This is a genomic window from Arcanobacterium ihumii, from assembly GCF_900604515.1.
GTDB classification, from domain to species: domain Bacteria; phylum Actinomycetota; class Actinomycetes; order Actinomycetales; family Actinomycetaceae; genus Arcanobacterium_A; species Arcanobacterium_A ihumii.
Genome location: NZ_UWOS01000001.1, coordinates 929,539 through 948,666, shown reverse-complemented (window position 1 = coordinate 948,666; position 19,128 = coordinate 929,539). Strand labels below are relative to the sequence as shown.

Here is a 19,128-nt window from a genome sequence, read left to right as displayed (position 1 = left end):
TACGGTAACTACCATTTTCACCTAATCAGCGATTCCAAGCTGATCGAAAATGAAGGCTAGCTGGTGTGCACGGTCCTCCCAACGCTTATATCTGCCAGATCCTCCGCCATGGCCAGCAACAAGCTCAGTCCTTTGCAAGATCGGGCGTGTAATCTGGTCATTTAATACGGTTTGACGAAGTTCTGCCACCCACTTCGTGGGCTCTACAAAACTCACACGAATATCGTTAAGTGAAGTCGAAGCCAAGATCGCTGGGTATTCCACAGGAACAATGTTTTCATAAGGAGAATAGGACTTCATGTATTGGTAGACCTCAGCAGAGTCCACCGGATTTCCCCACTCTTCCCATTCACCTACTGTCAACGGAAGTTCCGGCTTCAATATTGTGGTCAAAGCATCAACGAAAGGCACTACCGCATGAATCACTCGGAATCGTTCAGGCGCAAGGTTGGCAACCGCTCCCATGAGCAGACCACCAGCAGATCCACCTTCGGCAGCTAAACGATCGCCGTCAACTAGCCCAGATTCCACAAGGTAACGTGCACAATCAATGAAGTCGGTAAAGGTATTGCGCTTATTGAAGAGTTTGCCCTCTTCATACCACTTGCGGCCCATTTCTCCACCACCGCGAACATGTGCCACCGCATAAACAATTCCACGGTCAAAAATGGGTAACCTAGCAGCGTTAAACCAAGGATCCATCGAAATTTCATATGAACCATAGCCATAGAGGAAACCAGGGTTTTGTCCAGTTCGATCCAAATCCGCACGGTGCACGATCGTCAACGGAATCTTCGTGCCGTCTTGTGCAATCGCCCACCGTCGATACTCTACGTAGGCCCCTGCGTCGTAATGGGGAACATTCGTGACTTTCACCGTCTCAACTTCGCCGGAGACGACGTCGAAGCTCTGGTAGGTGAGCGGGCGAATCAATGACTCAACCGTGAACAAAACCGAAGTTACATCCCAGTCGGCGTTAGAGCCAAGTTCGATCGAGGCAAGCTCAGCACCAGGAATAATTTCCGGATTAGACCATCGATCACCTTCACGTTTCATCACTCGGAGTTGTTGCGAACCATCTGAACGCATCTGAATGATCGCGAAATCTTTGAAGGCACTAACGTCGTTAATATGCTCACCGGAACCAGCAGCAAAAACACTACTCCATTGGCTTGGGTCAGAGCTTCCGATCGGCGCGCGCGATACTTCAAAGTCTACATTATTCGCATTGTGAGTAATGAGGAGCTGATCGCCAGCTGGTTCAGCACTGTATTCGAGATTCTCGGTGCGTGGGCAAATGAGAATAGGTTCGGAGAAAACATCACCTAAAGAAAGCAAGCGTTGCTCAGATTGCGTAGTCGACGCCGTCGCGATAATGAGCCACCTACCGTCACGCGAGCGTCCAATTCCGGTGTAGAACTTTTCATCGTCTTCCTGATAGATAAGCTCGTCTCGGGCCGAGTCGGTTCCCAACTCGTGGCGCCACACTTGGAAGGGACGCCACGCATCATTGGCTCGGGTATAGAAAACATGGCGCGAATCAGCACTCCACACCAGTCCATATGCGATGTTGGTTAAGGTATCAGCAAGCACCTGACCGGTTTCAATATTGTGTACGCGCAGGTTAAAGGATTCGTCACCAGATTCATCAACCGCGAGCGCCACATATTTACCTTCAGGAGAGACCGTAGCGCCTCCGATAGAGAAAAACTCTTTGCCTTCAGCAAGCATGTTCGCGTCATACACCAAGGTTGGATTGGCTACTTCAAGCGGTTCTGGTCGTGAATTAGGATCGACGACGTTGGTACGATACACGCCTGGATAACTCTTTCCTTCCCAGGTTCGAGTCCAGTACCAGTAATCGCCTTGCCGAATAGCTGGCGTGACATCGTCCTCCTGGGTGTGCCGTGCAATCTCAGCCACAATCGCTTCGCGTTGTTTTCCAAGATGGGCGGTGCGAACGTCATACCAAGCGTTCTCCGCATTAATATGGGATGTTACATCCGGGTTAGTTTCATCACGGAACCACTCATAGTGGTCCACGAACTCATCACCATGAAAAACACGACGTTCAGGCTTACGAGCTGGAATAGGATAGCTTTCATTTTGCGTCATAACACCAGTGTACAAAATCGAGTCAAGCTGAAAAGACGCACTTTTTGCCCTAGTTAGATATGCTTTCAGCACTATGGTTACCAATATGGATCACGAGATAGTCATTCACGCCTGGGCCGACATCGCTTGCCCGTGGTGCTGGATTGGAAAGAAACGCCTCGATGAGGGAATCGAACTGTCTGGCAAAAAGGTGGCGGTGGAATACCACTCCTACCAGCTCCGACCCGACGCACCGTCGTCGTCCCACGAATCTTTGACTCATCACCTCGCCGATGCCTATTCGAACACGATTGCCGACGTCGAAGAACAGCTTGCAAACCTAACGCGCTTGGGTACAGACCTAGGAATCTCCTTTGACTGGAACGGAGTTCAGTCAGTAAACACCTTCCTTGCTCACCAACTCGTTTATGCAGCTAAAGAATCAGCATCCACTCCAGAAGAGCGGGCGGTCCGTGGGATCGAGATGTTCGAACGGCTTTGGGAAGCATATTTCATGCGCGGCTTGAACGTTGCTGATTCAGATACTTTGATTGACATTGCCTCCGAAGCAGATCTTGACACCGATTTAATTAACACCGAACTCCAGTGCGGCGACCACGCCGATGCAGTTCGCTCTGACATCCGCGATGCCAAAATGCTTGAAATTACCGGAGTTCCATTTTACGTAGTGGGTGGGAAATTCGGTATTTCTGGAGCTCAACCACCAGAAATTTTTTCTGAAGCCATCACGAAAGCTGTGAGTGAGATGCAGGCGACCGTCTGCTAGGCTCGGCTCGCGTATTTTTGGGTCTGCGCAACCGCAGCACGGTCAACAAATTCGTTTGCGGCGTCGCCACTGTGCCCACGCACCCACTCAACCTCGGTAAAACCAGTGCGAGATTCATAAAGTTCCAAGAGTCGCTCGATCAATTCTCGATTGAGAACCGGCTTGCCGTCTGATTTCCGCCAGCCTTTTGCACGCCAGCCTTTTGCCCACTTGGTCATTGAGTTAATTACGTACGACGAATCTGCGCGGATCAGCAGGCTGCCTTCCGGACCGACGAATTCAAGCGCCTTAATCATCGCCGTGAGCTCCATAATGTTGTTCGTGGTCTGGACCGCGCCTCCTGATTCGCTTTGACCCGAAATCTGCTCGACCCAAGCCCAACCGCCCGGCCCTGGGTTACCTGAACAAGAGCCATCCGTTGCAATGACGAAGTCGAAGCCTGGGCGTGGCTGACCAATTGGTGCTTGTGTTGGCATATTCTCTCTTTTCGTTTGCACGTTCAGGACGTGCGGATCGACGGCGGCGCGTGCCATTTTATCGCGAAAAGCACGTTCTTTGTATTTCGGTTGCGTGTATTCTTCGCTAATCTAGTAAGTAGAACTGAGAAAGGGCAACAATGCTGAAACTTTCCGAATATCGCGACCTTGTCAATCTTGATAGCGAATTCCCGGATCCTAAAAAAGACAAACGATCGAATTACGACCTCCTTATGACCGCACTTGGAGGATTGCGTAATAAGCACTTCACCGGTACTTCGTCGATGGCACATCTTTCGACCGACGACGGCCTGTTCCGTTGGCTTCAAGCAGAACTTTCTTTGCGCAACCCTAGTCCAATCGACCCAATCACCGCCCGCGCAATTAATACCCTTCTTTACCGTGAAACAGGTAAGCGTGGTCGAGTAGAAGCATCCCACCTACGCCGCGTTTCGGAAATGATCCCGGAGTGCGACTACCTCGATGCAAACCAAGTTGTTCTTTACCGCGGCGATATCCGCCAACTCGTTGTAGATGCCGTTGTAAACCCTGCGTTACCAGAACTTATCGGCTGCCCGATTCCACTCCACGGCTGCCTTGATTCAGAAATCCACGCTCAGGCGGGCCCTTGGCTACGCAATGATTGTGCGAAAATCATTAATCTCCAAGGTGAGAATGAAAATCCTGGCGATGTTGCAATGACTCGCGGCTACCGTATGCCTACGAAGTACATTATTCATGCTCTTGGTCCGAAGGTTAAGGATCACAAAGCAGCCGACGCCGATCGCCTCGCTTTGCGTGACTGCTACTGGAATGCTTTGGATTTGGCTGTTGAAAAGGGTGACATTCACTCAATCGCATTCCCTGCTATTGCAACCGGTTTGAACGGTTTCCCTGTGCGCGAAGCTGCCGAAATTGCTTTGAAGGCGGTGGAGGAGTGGATGAAGAACCGAACTTCAGAAATGGATCTTGTAGTTTTCTCTGTGCATTCGGATGAAGACGCTGAAGTTTATATGGACATCCTCAGTCGCTGGGTCGCTGACTAGGTAACCAACCGTGACTCCAGAGGACCTCTTTCGACTAGTCGATGTTACTGGCGTAATTGCCAACGGGCTGATCGGTGCGGCTCTTGCACGTAAGCACGGTTATGACCTGATTGGATTTCTTGTACTCGGAGCCGCCTCCGCGCTCGGTGGAGGTTTGGTTCGAGACATGATGCTCGGGATTGGATTCCCTGTTGCGCTTACCGATCCTTGGTACCTAGGCGGAGCATTCGCCGCAGCAACCTTCGCCTACTTCATCCCACTCGAAAGTAAGTGGTCGATTCGAGCACTGAATTTTGGAGACGTCTTGGCTCTTGGATGCTGGTCCGCAACCGGAGCATCGAAAGGACTTTCCGCTGGGCTCGGCGTCGTATCGTCAATTTTCTTAGGAGTCGTTACCGCTATTTGTGGCGGAATGATTCGCGACGTCTTAGTTAACCAGACCCCCTCCGTCTTCGGAGGGAACCCACTCTATGCAACTTTTTCGGTGCTTGCCGCTGCTCAAATGGTATTTTTTCAGAGTCGCCACCAATATGCACTTGGGATGGGACTCGCCATCGTCATGTGCACGATTTTCGGTGCACTCGCTCGGCGCTACCGCTGGATGTTCCCCAAAGCCTACGATCTTCGGGTCTCACCATCCCGGATGCGAAACCGCAGAATTCAGCAACAACCTTCAGCACAGCAACCCTCGGCAAAAGAAGGACGAAGGAATCTCCGCTTTTTGCGCCGTCAGCACGAGGAACAGGCACCTTCTAATAAATAGGATCATTGTTTCTTCGATAAAAGCACAGGTAAACACTATACTCTCCACATACTGGACACGTATTCCTATATGTGAAACACAGTAGTAGCTTGTAAATCCGGAAATAATTCACGGAGGATTTAATGGTTGCTGCAGAAAAACAAGGCCAGAAACATCACGGGCATCGGGAAGAATGGTCTGGTCAATTTGGATTTATCATGTCTGCGATCGGTTCAGCGGTCGGTCTTGGTAACATTTGGCGCTTCCCCGGTGTCGCATACACCAACGGTGGAGGCGCTTTCCTAGTTCCATATATCGTTGCTCTTCTAACTGCAGGAATTCCTATTCTCCTCCTCGACTACGCACTCGGGCACCGCTACCACGGATCTTCACCAACGGTATTCCGTCGCCTTGGTAAGAAGTGGGAATCAATCGGCTGGTTCCACGTCATGATCTGTATTGTGATCACCTCTTACTACGCCGTCATTCTGGCATGGGCAGTTCGCTACGTAATGTTTTCCGCAAACCTCGAATGGGGTAAGGACACCACATCTTTCTTCCTTAAAGACTTCCTGCAAGTAGGTGAACCTGGTGTAAATGCCGACGTCGTTATCGGAATTTTTATTCCACTCACCTTGGTCTGGATCGCCGCTTTCGTGGTCATGGCACTTGGTGTTACACGTGGCATTGAGCGCCTCAACCGATTCTTTATCCCGTTCCTGGTGCTTATTTTCGGCGCCCTTGTTGTACGCGCACTCTTCCTCGAAGGTGCAATTGATGGTCTCAACGCATTCTTCACACCAAATTGGTCCGCACTTGCTGATCCAGGTGTTTGGATCGCCGCCTATTCACAGATCTTCTTCTCACTTTCCGTGGGCTTCGGAATCATGCTCACCTACTCGAGCTACCTGCGCGCTAAGTCAAATATCATTCCTACCGGCTTAGTAACTGGCTTCGCTAACTCATCCTTCGAAATCCTTGCTGGAATCGGCGTCTTCGCCACTCTCGGCTTCATGGCATCTCAGCAAGGCATTCAAATCAACGAACTCGAAGGTCTCACCGGACCAATCCTCTCCTTCGTCACGTTCCCAGCAGTCATTTCAATGATGCCGGGTGGACCAATCTTCGGTGTTATTTTCTTCCTCTCCCTCACAATCGCAGGATTCACCTCACTCGTTTCACTTCTCCAAGTGACATCAGCGGCTTTCCAAGAGAAATTCGGCATTTCACGACGCCGAGCAACCATGTGGGTAACGGGAGTTTCCGGCGTCGCCTCTGTATTTATCTTCTCCACCACGGACGGACTCAATGCACTCGACGTGGTTGACAAGTACATCAACGAACTCGGAATCATTTCCTCAGCAATCTTCGCGTGCGTCGTCGTTTCCTTCGTGCTGCGTCGTCTTCCACTTCTGCGTGCGCACCTCAACTACCACTCAATGCTCAACCTTGGTAAATGGTGGTACGCAATGGTTGCCGTCCTAGTGCCAGCGGTGCTTACCGTCATCTTGACCGCAACGATCATCGACCTCATTAAAGAGCCATACGGCGGATACCCTGCGATTTTCAATTTTGAGTTCGGCTGGGCGATGATTATTGCAACCCTGATCGCCTCCATTGGATTCAGCCTTCTGCGATGGAAAACTCCGGTGGACGACTTTAATCCGATGGTATTCCATGGTTCGCAAAGCGCGGGTGGCTATGACGATACCCCTGCATACTTCGCAAACAAGGAGTCGAGTACCGCACGTGAACTTGCACCGGAACCCGAGCTTGTAGCGTCATCTGCAACACACTCAACTAAGGAGAACTGACATGGGAACATCCGCAATCATCATGATGGTCATTGCCATCGGAACCGTGTGGGGTGGATTAATCGGTTCGGTCATCTACTTAACCTCCCATCCCATGACCGAAGACGACTAAACTCCCAGGAATAGCCACCTTGGAACGTCTGTTCCAGACTTGAGGAAACCTCCAAAGTTACGTTTCAAACCTAATTGCGTAGCTGGACCTAATAAAGTAGATTCAGCACTGTTGAAACCATAACTTCGGAGGTTTTCTTATGGCAGGTGGACTTGCCGCCCTTCTTGACGACGTAGCCGCCATCGCGAAGCTTGCCGCCGCGAGTGTTGACGACGTTGCCGCTGCCGCCGGTAAAGCATCGGTAAAAGCAGCTGGAGTCGTGGTGGACGATGCCGCCGTCACACCTCAGTACGTCAAAGGTCTCTCTCCGAAGCGCGAGCTCCCTATTATCTGGAAGATTTCGCAGGGCTCAATTGTCAACAAGGTCATTATTATTTGTTTAGCTTTGGCAATGAATCAATGGGCACCGTGGCTTCTCACACCATTACTTATGCTCGGTGGTACCTATTTGTGCTTCGAAGGCGCCGAAAAAGTGATCGAACGCTTCTCCAGGCACGAAGCAACCGAAGAGCCGGCGGTAGATCAAGGAGCCGACGCCGAAAAAACAGTTATTCGAGGGGCAATCCGTACCGATTTCATTCTTTCCGCCGAAATCATCGTGATTGCCCTTAACGAAGTTAAAGACCAGTCTTTCGGCTTATTGGTCGGGGCACTGCTAGTTACCGCTGTTGTGATCACAGCAGGAGTCTATGGAGCAGTAGGAATCCTCGTTAAAATGGATGACCTTGGCGTAAGGCTCATGACCCGATCGGGAGCAAGCGCCGTCGGAAAGAAAATCGGTGCGGGCCTTGTTAATGCCATGCCTTCGGTGATGACTACGATTTCCGTCGTCGGAACACTCGCCATGATGTGGGTTGGCGGGCACCTCTTCGTCCAAGGTTTAGCCGACTTAGGCTGGTCTCCGATTCATGATGCTATCCACCACGCATCTCACGCGGCTGGCACAGTTCCAAGTATTGGTGGAGTACTGGGTTGGACTACCAACACTGCGCTTTCGATGCTCTTCGGTTTCATCTGGGGATCAGCTTTCGTAGGTGTGGCTGCGCTTTTCCATAAGAAATAAACTTACTTCCACCAGGTTTCAGCAGGTGTAACCGGAGTTGTACGCTTGTGGCGAGTACGTAAGAACATTCCTTCAATTCGCTCTGCGACACTGGAATCAACGTCGCGACCTTCAAGATAATCATCGATATCTGTATAAGAAATACCCAACTCGTCTTCATCGGTACGCCCAGGGTTTTTGTCGAGCAAGTCTGCCGTAGGCACCTTCATGGCCACGGACTCTTCTCCACCCAAGAAAGAAACAAGGGAACGAACTTGGCGCTTATTCAGACCAGATAACGGCGTAAGGTCCGCTCCGCCATCTCCAAACTTCGTATAGAAACCTGTAATCGCTTCCGCAGCATGATCGGTACCAATAACCAACATCTGTTCATCGCCGGCAATCGCGTATTGGGCAACCATTCGCAGGCGAGCCTTAGTGTTTCCCTTCGTGAAGTCCGTCATCGATGAGTCGGTGGAAACTAAGAATTCAGATTCAAAGGCATCAACCGCAACACCAATATTGAAAGTGACCACACGATCAGGATTAATAAAACGAAGAGCTGCTTGAGCGTCGTCTTCATCTGCTTGGACTCGATAAGGAAGACGCACTGCAACGAAGGTAGCTTCGTAACCTTCGCTACGAAGTTGCTCTGCAGCAAGCTGAGCTAGGCGACCACCTAAGCTGGAATCAACTCCGCCAGAGATGCCTAAAACAAAGCCTTTGGTCTTGGTACTAATACAATAATCAACGAGGAATTGGACGCGTTTTTCCACTTCTAGCGCCGTATCAATAGAGGGAAGAACACCTAATTCGGCGATGATTTTTTGCTGTAGTTCACGCATAACCTAAGCCTACTCTGCTTATTAAGAGACTAGAAAATGCTCTAGCCAACTGTGCTTCCAAACTGGCTTGATGAGCTCAAAAGCTATGCAGGATCAATAAACATAAGGTAATTCTGTTCACAGCAAATTTTCTGCCGTACTATAGACGTTAAACGAGTTATATGCAACACTGGTTTCGTTATCGAATTTTGGGGTATTTAAGGTTTTTGTTCACACCATAAAGGGAATAGAAAGCTTCACATTTAACGTAAAAGTTTTCTCAGGCGAACTGTACTTAAATCTTAAACCATTAGGGGGGTTCAAGTGCGAACATATCGTCGATTTTTAGCTGTGGTCACAACCGCCAGCTTATTAACAATACCTGGACATTTAAGTGCCGTTGCCGCTGACGCAACTGTTGCAACTACCGCAACAACGCAACCGCAAAACTTTGATCCTCCGCAGGTTAATCCACCTTCGGTGAAAGACCTAGGCGGTTTTGAAAACACAAATAAGGAATCAGTCAAAGTTGTTGTAATTCTTAAGCAACAACCTGCAACACCGTCCACTTCTACGGAGCAGGCAAACCTAGCCACACAAGGATCACTTCTACCGAACTGGCAAAGCAAATATGGTCTTTCCTTAGATAGACAGTTCGGTTTTTTGGTAAATGGGTTCTCTGCCTCAATTCCAGCAGCTAATATCTCCAAGCTAGCCATGGATCCCGCAGTTCAATCAGTCAAGCTTGAGCGTATTTATCAGCCAACTGAAACCAATGCTCGCGAACTTCACGGTACCTCAGCAGCATTCAAAGCCACCCACGTTGACGGCACCGGAATGGTTGTTTCAGTTATTGACACTGGTATAGATACCACCCACCAAGATATTCGCCTTGACGACGGTAAATGCACCGCCGCAAAGATTCAAACCTTTGACGCTTCTAAGGGGTTTACCTGCAAAGTCCCGGCCGGATACAACTACGCCGATGAAAACTACACCATCATTGACACAACCGGTTCCCAGCACGGTCAGCACGTTGCGGGAATCGTTGCCGCAAATGGTGGCACTGGCGATACTCCCGCCCCTCCTGGGCGTATCGACGGCATTGCACCAAATGCCCAGCTCTTAGCAATGAAAGTCTTTTCCAACAACGGTGGAGGTGCATCTGATTCGGACATCATCGCAGCTATCGAAGACTCCGTGAAACTAAAAGCCGACGTTATCAATATGTCTCTTGGAGCACCGAATGGCGCGAACAACACCTCCGACGGAACATATCGCGCGATTGCCGCTGCTAGGAATGCCGGCGTCGTAACGCTCGTAGCCGCTGGTAACGAAGGACTTAACTTCTCCCCTACGGGGCAAACCTCTGACCAGATCGGCTACTTCGACGATGGAACGCTTGGTTCTCCTGCTGTTTACGATGGCGCCTTTGCCGTGGCATCCATCGATAACAAAAATAGCGTCAACTACAACGCCTACTGGAACAATGGTGGAACTGATTCGAAGATCAATTACATCCAAGCAACTAAATCCCCAGATGGTCTTAGCCACCCATTAGTCGATGTTGGTTTAGGACAGGCATCTGATTACACGGGAGAAAAGGCAGATCTCACTGGAAAATATGCCTTAGTTGAGCGTGGAACCTCCACTTTTGCCGATAAGTACACTTAAGCAATCAACCACAAAGCCGAAGGCATTGTAATCTTTAATTCAGCTACCTACGGCGAAGATTTCGTGTACATGTCCGGCATAAGCAACTTTACAATTCCGGGAGCTTCAATCCATCGCGCGGATGGACTTGCGATGCGTTCTGATCTACAAGCTGGAAAAACAGTGAGCGTTAAATTCACCAGCGAATTTCAAGCCAGCCCAACTACCTCGCTTCAACCGTCGTCGTTCAGCTCGTGGGGACCAACTCCGAACCTTGAGTTTTCTCCACATATTTCAGGAATTGGTGGCGGCGTAAACTCCACCCTGAACAACAATAAATACGACTACAAGTCCGGCACATCAATGGCTACTCCAAATGTAGCCGGCGTGATGGCACTTTTGCTTCAGACTTTCAATCAGCGTTTCTCGGGACTCTCAGCTACCCAGAAAGTGGACGAAGCCAAAACGCTTCTTATGAATACCGCCCAAATTCCGGTTGACCCAAGTGGTAAGCCGTATGCGCCACGCCAAGTTGGTGCTGGTTTAGCACGTATTGACTTGGCGATGCAAGGAAATGTTTTTGCTGAAGTAGATGGCAAGCCATACGTATCTCTACATGAAGTCACAGGTGCTCGTTCATTCACCATCACACTAACAAACCGAGGTACCGCTCCAGTTTCCTACTCGATACCGGCCCAGAAGGTTCTAAACGAATCAAACACCGTCAATCAAACCACTCAGACGGTTATTTCCGCTGAGACCCTTTCCGCGAATACTCAAGCAGTAACGGTTCAACCAGGTTCAACTGCAACGGTATCATTCACTTTGACACCGAATACATCGTCGTCCCACTACATTGAAGGCTGGGCTCAGCTCAACTCCACCACCACTGGTGCTCCAAGCATCGCTGTTCCTTACCTCGGTTTCGTAGGTAATTGGAACTCCGAAGCAATAGTCGACGACGGCTCCAAACTTGGCTACGCAAGCACACTCGGACTTGCCTATAACGGTAGCTTCGTCCCCGCGGGTGCGACGCCGTCACGCCCTTATGACCTCTGGCTTTCTCCAAATAATGATGGAAACCTAGACAGTGCGGTGCCTCTTCTCAGCTTGCTCCGAAACGGAACCGAAGCTCGCTACGAAGTTTGGGATTCAACCGGAACACGGTTCATCACCACGATGGGTGAAGAAGTAGGTTTACGTCGCAACCTTATTTCCGATACGCAGAAATACGGTGAGTCCTCTCGATATGCCGCATATGCAGGTCTTTTCGATGGAAATACCTGGGATCCACAAGCGGCTGCATACAAGAATCTTCCAGATGGGCGTTACACCTACCGCGTTAAAATCAAGGTTGGTCAGAATTTTGACTGGCAGACCAAGAACTTTTCATTCGGAATTGACACTACCCGTCCAACAATTACTTTTGGATCGGTAGTTAATAACCAGGTTGGGGTCACGCTTGCCGATACGGGATCAGGAATCCTCCAAGCCCCGATTGCACGTTCATCAAATGGCACAGACCTTACCGTGACCCAGACCGGCACAAACACCTACTCAATTGCTTTGCCAACAGATGGATCTTCCCAGATCTATACCTATGCTTGGGATCGCGGACTGAACAACGCAATCGCAGCAAAGAATGTTTCTGGCACACCAATCATGGTTGCAAATACAGATCTTCTTACCTCGTCCATCATCGGACCATCAACCCCACTCGTTCACGACGGTGCCGTGACTATCAGCGGTATTGTTGCCGACGACGTAACCAAAGTTGTGGTAAATGATCAGGAAGTTACACCCTCGAACGGTTCATTCTCAACCTCCGTCAAGTTGGTTGAAGGTAGCAACCCGATCTCTATCAGCGCCTACGTTGGAAAAAATCAAGTAGGCGATACCGTGGAGCTCAATCCACTATACGATCCAACAGCTCCAACTATGTCGTTTGATAAGAGTGCGCTGAACTCTGATGGAAAGCTTGCCGTGGCCGACGACGGTTCGATAACAATTACTGGAAAGGTCTCTGACACCCGTTCAGGAGCAAAGCTCTCGCTCAACGTCAACGGAACCAAGGTTGATGTGGCTGAAGACGGAAGCTTTACCTATAAGGTAGCTGATGCAACCTCTCTGGATGCGTTAACGATCATAGGATCGGACCAAGTCAACACCACGAAGGCAACCTTGGCTATCCAGCCGCAGGATAGCACCTCGACTCTCGCTGTAGAGCCAACTTTCACCAATATCAGTTGCTATGGACTAGTCCAGTGCATGGTTAATCCAAAGTCTACCGATACCACCAAGCAAGGCTTCACACTTCGTGGAACAATGGGTGACGCTTCGAAGATTAGCTTCACCCCTGGACAACGAGCTCTGACGACCGGCACCTACACAACGAACGCTCCAATTGATGTAACCGTCGCCGCAGACAAAACCTTCCAAATCCCACTGAGCTTGACTACCGGATTTAACGATTTCCGGGTACAGATCTACGACTCAACAGGAACGGTCGTGAAGGACTTTGCATCCTCATTCCTCTTTGACGTAACTCCACCAACTGTAGCCTTCACTAACCCGAAGCTTTACGGTGGAACGTTGATTACAAACCAGGATTCCGTCAATTTCCAAGGAACAGCTTCCGATGACGGTTGGGGATACCAACTCTCGTTGAACGACATCTCAGCAAAACGAGTATTTGAATACGCTGGGCTCGGTCCACAGTCTAATCAACGTACCTTCAATCAGACAGTTCCCGTTCAGCAAGGCGACCAACTCTTGGTTGCATTTACGGATGAAATGCAAAATACCCTTTCGAGCCTGATCCCAGTAGTTGTAGATAAGACCGCACCAACCGTGAATTTGTCTGGGATTGCAAACGGTTCGGTGATCAACGCTGATACGCCATTCATAGCCACTGTCCAAGATTCCTACCTTGCCAATATGAAGGTACTCATTGACGGCACGGAAGTAGGGGCCGGAACTACCGCCTTTTCACAAACCACAGGAACAGTTGAAAGTACCCTTTTAGCAGGACCAATAGCAACCACAAAACCTGCGGTAACGTCGTCTGAAACCACGATGCAGAAATCCTTCACTGCGCCTGGAACTAAGGCAGGAAAGCACACGATCCGCGTAATCGGAACTGACGTTGCCGGAAACACCGTCACTAAAGATTTTGTTTACTCGGTGAACTTAGGTTACGTTCTACTCGGACCGGATACCCTTTCATTGACGGTTCCACTGAGCCAGCTTTCAAACCAAGCGAGCATCTACTCGATGATCACTTCGAATTACAAGGCGTCGTTGACGTCAAATACTGCTGATATCGATCCAGCAGCAACAATCAAGGCAACTTCGGTTTCACCACTTACTAATGGCACGCAAACCGTGATTATCTCGGTAATGAACAAGTTCGGCGTTGAAACTACCCGATCAGTACAGGTTACGCTAAATCTTGATGATTCAGCCCTGAAGGCAACCACGCTGTCCTTGCTCTGGCAGCAACGCGCTACTGATATGGCCGTTGGCGTGGCACCATCCCCATCAACAGACCTACTCGAATACAGATTCCTAGCCTACGACGTAGCAGCCGGAAAATGGTCAGTCATCCAAGACTGGAACAAGGCAAACTGGGCAGGCTGGAAAACAACAACCGGAACCTACTGGCTCCACGTCGAAGCTAGAGAAGCATCAACCCAAAAGCACATCAGCGATAAAACCATAGCCTTCGCGTATCCGAATCTATAACAAGAGCTAATCAAAAGGGCTGGGGTGCGCGATGAACTTAGTGTTCATTGCACCCCAGCCCTTTAGTCTAGCCCGAAGAACCTAGCAATCAGCTTGCTTTTTCAACTGGCTTGTCCTTGAGTTTCGAATACTTAAGACGGTACACAGCATTCATCAGCACTCCGTCAAAGAATGAAATTGGCTTGGAGGCAAAGCTCCGACCCATCGTAGCCGCGAGCGCATTCTTATGAACCACCATTCGCACTGCTTCGGCATCAGAGGAGTCTTTACCTAGGTAGTAAACGGCATCTCTTCCGAACACCGCATTAGCAAAAGGTGTATTGGTCATCCTCAACCCCACCAGCTGTGCAAAATCGTCTAGATACGGAACCAGCTTATTCTTGAAATTCAAAACAACCGGATCTTCGTCTGCATAGATAGATTCAATATCTTCACGTTTTGCAAATATAGCAGCCACCTCGGCAGGCGCACTGGCATCCGCACGATGCCACGCCTTCGGCATCTGTGGTTCGGCGGGGATCACAGATGCGCGGCGTTCAAACTCCGCTCGGCAAAACTGCTCGATTTCCAGCGCAAGATCCAGAGCTTCCTCCGCACTACCAGCAAAAATAATCGCTCCGTGTGCCTTCATGAGAATGGCGTGTGAACCAGTCTCACGCAATGCTTCCATAATCGAGTTATGGAGCTTCTTTTGCCCTGGTAGACCGTAGTTTGCAATTGGTAAAGAATGCGATCCGATTTTCTTAGCAAGGTCAGCAGGAACCGGGTAAGGCTTATTTCCAAGAGACATCGCCGAAGCATAAGGCTGATGGGTATGAATGATGAACTGCGCATCGGGCCGTTCCGAATAAACTAGGGCGTGAAGTGAGCGTTCGGTGGTTGGTTTGACGTCGCCGTCGTAACGTCCATCTAATCTTACCTTCACCATCTCTTCGGGAATCAACGCATTATAGTCACGCCCAGAGGGGGTGCAGTAGAACGTTGAGGAATCAATTCGTTGAGAAAGGTTGCCCCACGTGCGCGCCACAAGGTTCTTTTCGAGAAGCACCTGCGACGTAGCAATAATGTTGTTTTGAATTTCGAAAGTCATGAAAGCACCTCAACATGTGAGAATACGCGATCAAACCGAGTCAGAGCCTCGTCAATCATTTCTTTGGTATAAGCTGCCGAGGTATAGAGACGCGAACCAGCCAAGGTAACCAGTCCTTCAGCCATGTAAGCGGCACCCATATGTTCCATCTCACGTTTACGCTTTGAGGTTTCCTTCAAGACGTTCGGGATCGTCCAAGGCTTGCTCCAGTTGATCGAGAAGTGCATCGTTCCAACGGTTTCGAGGTGGCACACCGATTCTTGGTTAAAAGCAACAAAAGGAAGATCGTGCTTAGCAATAAGATCTCGCAGCCCCTGCGTAAGGCGGTCTCCCATTGCCGCCGCCTTTTGGCATGCACCAGTTTCAGCGATTTCCTTTAAGGTGTAGTAACCAGCCAGCGAAGAAATAGGCGTTGCAGCCATCGTTCCACCAATGAGCGCTTTCTTCACCTTATCGCCAGTCTGGATACCTGCAGCCAAGTACTTCATGTACTCCTTCTTACCGCCAAGTCCGCCTGCACCCGGGTAGCCACCAGCGATCACCTTTCCAAACACGGTCAGATCAGGTTCGACGCCGAAGTAGCCCTGAGCTCCATGCTCAGAGATTCGGAACGCTGTTACCACTTCGTCAAAGATTAATAGTGCACCGTATCGGTGAGCTAATTCTTGAGCTCCAAGCAAGAATTCTTTATCGATCGGACGAGTTCCAGACTCTGGTCCGATCGGTTCAATCAGCACAGCTGCTGTACCTCCGCGGAATTTCTTAGCTTTGAGTTTGCGTTCTAGATCCTCAAGGGATCCTGGGAAGAATTCATCTGTATAGCGGAAATAGGTGAGCGGAACGCCATGTGCCTGGGTGAACTTCGAACCTGGGATACGAATACCGTAAGCAAGGGAATCAGACCAACCATGGTAGGCACCACCCATCTTCAAGACGTGCTTATTTCCAGTGGCAAGACGAGCAACTCGGATCGCAGCCATATCCGCTTCGGTACCTGAGCCGAGCATACGGAACATATCGACCGTTGGAATTAACTCACTAATGAGGCGCGCGAGTTTTGCTTCGTACTCGTGGAACAAACCCGTTGAGGGACCACAGGTATTAAGGAGTTCAATAACCTTAGAACGTACACTCTCTGGGTTGGATCCCAGTACGGTTGGACCACCCGCTTGGAGGAAGTCAAAATATTCGTTTCCATCAACGTCACGAAGCATTGCTCCGGAAGCTTTGTCAAAAGCTAGTGGGAACGGATGGTTGAATGCAAGGTTATGCTGAACGCCACCAGGAATAACCTCTCGGGCAGCATCAATCATTTCCTTACTTTTTGAACACTTTTGACCGAAGTACTCGTCTTCGTATTTCTTGAGGGCATCCGGATTAATTGAATAGATCGGCTGAGCAATTAAATTGTCTAATTGGTCCACGATGCTGCGTACGCTGGGCTGATTCATCGACATAGCTACTCCTCATTGAGCAAGTTCGAAAGATCTTCTCCATTATGTTACCGCAAACATATTTTTAGCGATACCCTAAGTCGTAGATAGCTACATTATTTTATTCTTTAACAACGACGTTAGGGAGTGCAATGCATCTTCTTTCATATGACATCGGCACAAGTGGCGTTAAAACTTGCCTTTACCATCTCATTGATAACAAACTGGTGACGATCGGTAGTTCTCTGCGCGAATACGACCTTCATATTTTCCCTGACGGCGGAGCCGAACAAGACCCCGACCAATGGTGGGAAGCCCTGTGTGAATCAACAAACGAACTCAAAGAGGACTACCCTGACCAGCTCTCGAAAGTTGAAGGGATTAGCTTCTGCTCTCAAATGCAGTCTCTCGTCCTTGTCAATCACGAAGGAAAAGCACTTCGGCCTTCAATGAGCTACATGGATCAGCGCGCCGAAAAACAACGAAAAGAAGGCATCGCGCACGGAATTCAAGTTTCCGGTCTAAACGCAAAAAAGTTGCTCCTGAGCCTAAAACATACAGGTGCCGTAGCTGCTTCGGTCAAAGATCCTGTGTGGAAATACCATTGGGTTCGGGAAAACGAACCTGAGATCTTTGAAAAAGTTCATCGTTGGCTGGACGTCAAAGAATACCTAATTGGTAGGATGACCGGTCAGTACATCATGAGCGAGGATTCCGCATTCGCCACGCTTTTACTCGACGTTCGCTCCCCTGAACCCCGGTGGTCGACCACTATTTGCAAGTTACTCAACGTCAACATGGAACACCTACCCGAGATCGTGGCGAGCACCTCCGTCGTCGGCACTTTACGCAAACAACAAGCCCAGGAACTTGGCCTTCACGCGGGTATTAAGGTAATTGCCGGTGGTGGAGATGCCTCCCTTATCGGCGTCGGAGCCGGTGCAACGAACCTGCATGACACCCACATTTACTGGGGAACTTCTGGCTGGGTTGGAACCGTAACCGATAAGCAAACCGTCGATCTCACGGCAATGGTAGCTTCCGTCGTCGGTGCCCAACACGGTTTCTATAACTACTTTGCAGAACTTGAAACCGCAGGGAAATGTTTTCAGTGGGTGCGCGACCATCTAGCTCTCGACGAAATCAACATTTACCTCAATAAAAAGCCGATCACTGACGATCCTGAGGCAAAGAACGCCTCGCTCTACGCATACATGACCGAAGTGATCGAAAAGTCACCGCCGGGAAGCAACGGAGTTATATTCACTCCCTGGCTTCATGGAAATCGCTGCCCCTTCGAAGACCCTCACGCACGCGCAATGTTCTTCAACCTCGGAATTGAAACTGGGAAACGTGACATGCTACGTGCCGTTATCGAGGGTGTCTGTTACCACTTGCGTTGGTTCCTTGAAACACAAGAAAAGAAGGTGACGACGTCGAACACAATACGTTTCGTTGGTGGCGGAGCACTTTCCACAACAACTTGCCAAATTTTGGCAGATATCCTTGGACGCACAATTGAGACTACAGGGGATCCCCAAAACGTCGGCTCAGTCGGAGCGGCCATCATCACCGCATGCGGTTTAGGGAAATTCAGAACCGTTGCCGAAGCAACAACCCTTATTAAACCTCAGCGCAGATTCACACCAAACCCAGACAACCGTGCGGTTTACCAAACTAGATACGATGCATTTATCTCACTGTACAAAAATAATAAAAAGACTTTCCATAAGCTCAATGGAGGCAGAAGATGAATTCCACGGGAAAGCAAGCCGTACTTTTTACACTTCTCTCGATCACCGCGGGACTAGTTGAGGCAATTAGCTACACAATTTTCATCGAGCTCACACCTATGAGCCCTGGCTGGGCTCAGGCAATTTCACTCACTCTTTCAGTGGTATATAACTTCACTGTCAATAGAAAGTTCACGTTTAAATCAACAAATAATATCCCGATTGCAATGCTCAAGGTAGCTGCGTTCTACCTAGTATTTATCCCTGCCTCAGCATGGTGGGTCGAAGCATTAACCAATGCTGGCTGGCACGAGTATTTAGTCAAGTTATTGACCATGCTCATCAACTTTATCGGTGAGTTCCTTTGGTGGAAATACGTAGTATTCCGCGAGCCAAAAGGCCACAGCAGAAACCGTAGTCGAAACTACTGAGCTTTAGAATTAAGCATTTCTAACCGATAGGGGGAGATAAGCGATGCTGCTTATCTCCCCCCTATAACTATCGACTTTCGCGTCGTCCATCCTTACTGCTGGGCAAA

General features: G+C 49.6%; 15 protein-coding genes. 10 read left to right on the top strand and 5 right to left on the bottom strand.

Annotated elements, in window-relative coordinates; all coding sequences use genetic code 11:
- Nucleotides 1-21 precede the first annotated feature (21 nt).
- Nucleotides 22-2,115 (bottom strand): S9 family peptidase, encoded by a 2,094-nt coding sequence (locus tag EIH22_RS04215; RefSeq protein WP_124054521.1) that lies wholly within the window; start codon nucleotides 2,113-2,115, stop codon nucleotides 22-24.
- Nucleotides 2,116-2,200: 85 nt separating this feature from the next.
- Here EIH22_RS04215 and EIH22_RS04210 point away from each other — a divergent pair, with 85 nt between their 5' ends.
- On the top strand, nucleotides 2,201-2,881 hold the full coding sequence (locus EIH22_RS04210; RefSeq protein ID WP_160149018.1) for a DsbA family oxidoreductase: 681 nt from the start codon (nucleotides 2,201-2,203) through the stop codon (nucleotides 2,879-2,881).
- Here EIH22_RS04210 and EIH22_RS04205 read toward each other — a convergent pair.
- The gene (locus EIH22_RS04205) at nucleotides 2,878-3,357 is read right to left on the bottom strand and encodes a ribonuclease H family protein (RefSeq protein ID WP_235001767.1); all 480 of its coding nucleotides are present in this window, start codon (nucleotides 3,355-3,357) and stop codon (nucleotides 2,878-2,880) included. The two genes, EIH22_RS04210 and EIH22_RS04205, sit on opposite strands and share 4 nt — an antisense overlap.
- 140 nt (nucleotides 3,358-3,497) lie before the next feature.
- On the opposite strand from EIH22_RS04205, the gene EIH22_RS04200 reads away from it, so the two are divergent.
- The 5 genes from EIH22_RS04200 (at nucleotide 3,498) to EIH22_RS04180 (ending at nucleotide 8,134) form a co-directional block, all read left to right on the top strand.
- A complete protein-coding gene (locus EIH22_RS04200; RefSeq protein ID WP_124054518.1) occupies nucleotides 3,498-4,403 on the top strand; it encodes a macro domain-containing protein in 906 nt (301 codons plus the stop codon).
- 10 nt (nucleotides 4,404-4,413) lie between these two features.
- Nucleotides 4,414-5,166 (top strand): trimeric intracellular cation channel family protein, encoded by a 753-nt coding sequence (locus tag EIH22_RS04195; RefSeq protein WP_124054517.1) that lies wholly within the window; start codon nucleotides 4,414-4,416, stop codon nucleotides 5,164-5,166.
- 122 nt (nucleotides 5,167-5,288) lie between these two features.
- Nucleotides 5,289-6,959 carry a sodium-dependent transporter gene (locus EIH22_RS04190; protein WP_124054516.1) on the top strand — a complete coding sequence of 557 codons (1,671 nt, stop codon included), beginning with the start codon at nucleotides 5,289-5,291 and terminating at the stop codon, nucleotides 6,957-6,959.
- A gap of 1 nt (nucleotide 6,960) precedes the next feature.
- Nucleotides 6,961-7,071 (top strand): methionine/alanine import family NSS transporter small subunit, encoded by a 111-nt coding sequence (locus tag EIH22_RS04185; protein WP_124054515.1) that lies wholly within the window; start codon nucleotides 6,961-6,963, stop codon nucleotides 7,069-7,071.
- A 139-nt stretch (nucleotides 7,072-7,210) separates the two neighbouring features.
- Nucleotides 7,211-8,134 (top strand): DUF808 domain-containing protein, encoded by a 924-nt coding sequence (locus EIH22_RS04180; RefSeq protein WP_124054514.1) that lies wholly within the window; start codon nucleotides 7,211-7,213, stop codon nucleotides 8,132-8,134.
- Nucleotides 8,135-8,136: 2 nt separating this feature from the next.
- Here EIH22_RS04180 and nadE read toward each other — a convergent pair whose 3' ends face one another.
- Nucleotides 8,137-8,958: an ammonia-dependent NAD(+) synthetase gene (nadE, locus tag EIH22_RS04175; protein ID WP_124054513.1), complete on the bottom strand. Its 822-nt coding sequence runs from the start codon at nucleotides 8,956-8,958 to the stop codon at nucleotides 8,137-8,139.
- Nucleotides 8,959-9,261: 303 nt separating this feature from the next.
- On the opposite strand from nadE, the gene EIH22_RS04170 reads away from it, so the two are divergent.
- A complete protein-coding gene (locus EIH22_RS04170) occupies nucleotides 9,262-10,611 on the top strand; it encodes a S8 family serine peptidase (protein WP_124054512.1) in 1,350 nt (449 codons plus the stop codon).
- Between the two features lie 69 nt (nucleotides 10,612-10,680).
- Nucleotides 10,681-14,334, top strand: coding sequence for a S8 family serine peptidase (locus tag EIH22_RS04165; RefSeq protein WP_124054511.1), 3,654 nt, complete (start codon nucleotides 10,681-10,683; stop codon nucleotides 14,332-14,334).
- An 88-nt stretch (nucleotides 14,335-14,422) separates the two neighbouring features.
- Here EIH22_RS04165 and EIH22_RS04160 read toward each other — a convergent pair whose 3' ends face one another.
- Entirely contained in the window at nucleotides 14,423-15,424 is a 1,002-nt protein-coding gene (locus EIH22_RS04160; RefSeq protein WP_124054510.1) for a class II aldolase/adducin family protein, read from the bottom strand.
- Nucleotides 15,421-16,881 (bottom strand): aspartate aminotransferase family protein, encoded by a 1,461-nt coding sequence (locus EIH22_RS04155; protein WP_124054509.1) that lies wholly within the window; start codon nucleotides 16,879-16,881, stop codon nucleotides 15,421-15,423. The genes EIH22_RS04160 and EIH22_RS04155 overlap by 4 nt, the downstream gene beginning before the upstream one ends.
- Nucleotides 16,882-17,009: 128 nt before the next feature.
- Here EIH22_RS04155 and EIH22_RS04150 point away from each other — a divergent pair, with 128 nt between their 5' ends.
- Entirely contained in the window at nucleotides 17,010-18,611 is a 1,602-nt protein-coding gene (locus EIH22_RS04150; RefSeq protein ID WP_124054508.1) for a xylulokinase, read from the top strand.
- On the top strand, nucleotides 18,608-19,021 hold the full coding sequence (locus EIH22_RS04145; RefSeq protein ID WP_124054507.1) for a GtrA family protein: 414 nt from the start codon (nucleotides 18,608-18,610) through the stop codon (nucleotides 19,019-19,021). The genes EIH22_RS04150 and EIH22_RS04145 overlap by 4 nt, the downstream gene beginning before the upstream one ends.
- Nucleotides 19,022-19,128 lie beyond the last annotated feature (107 nt).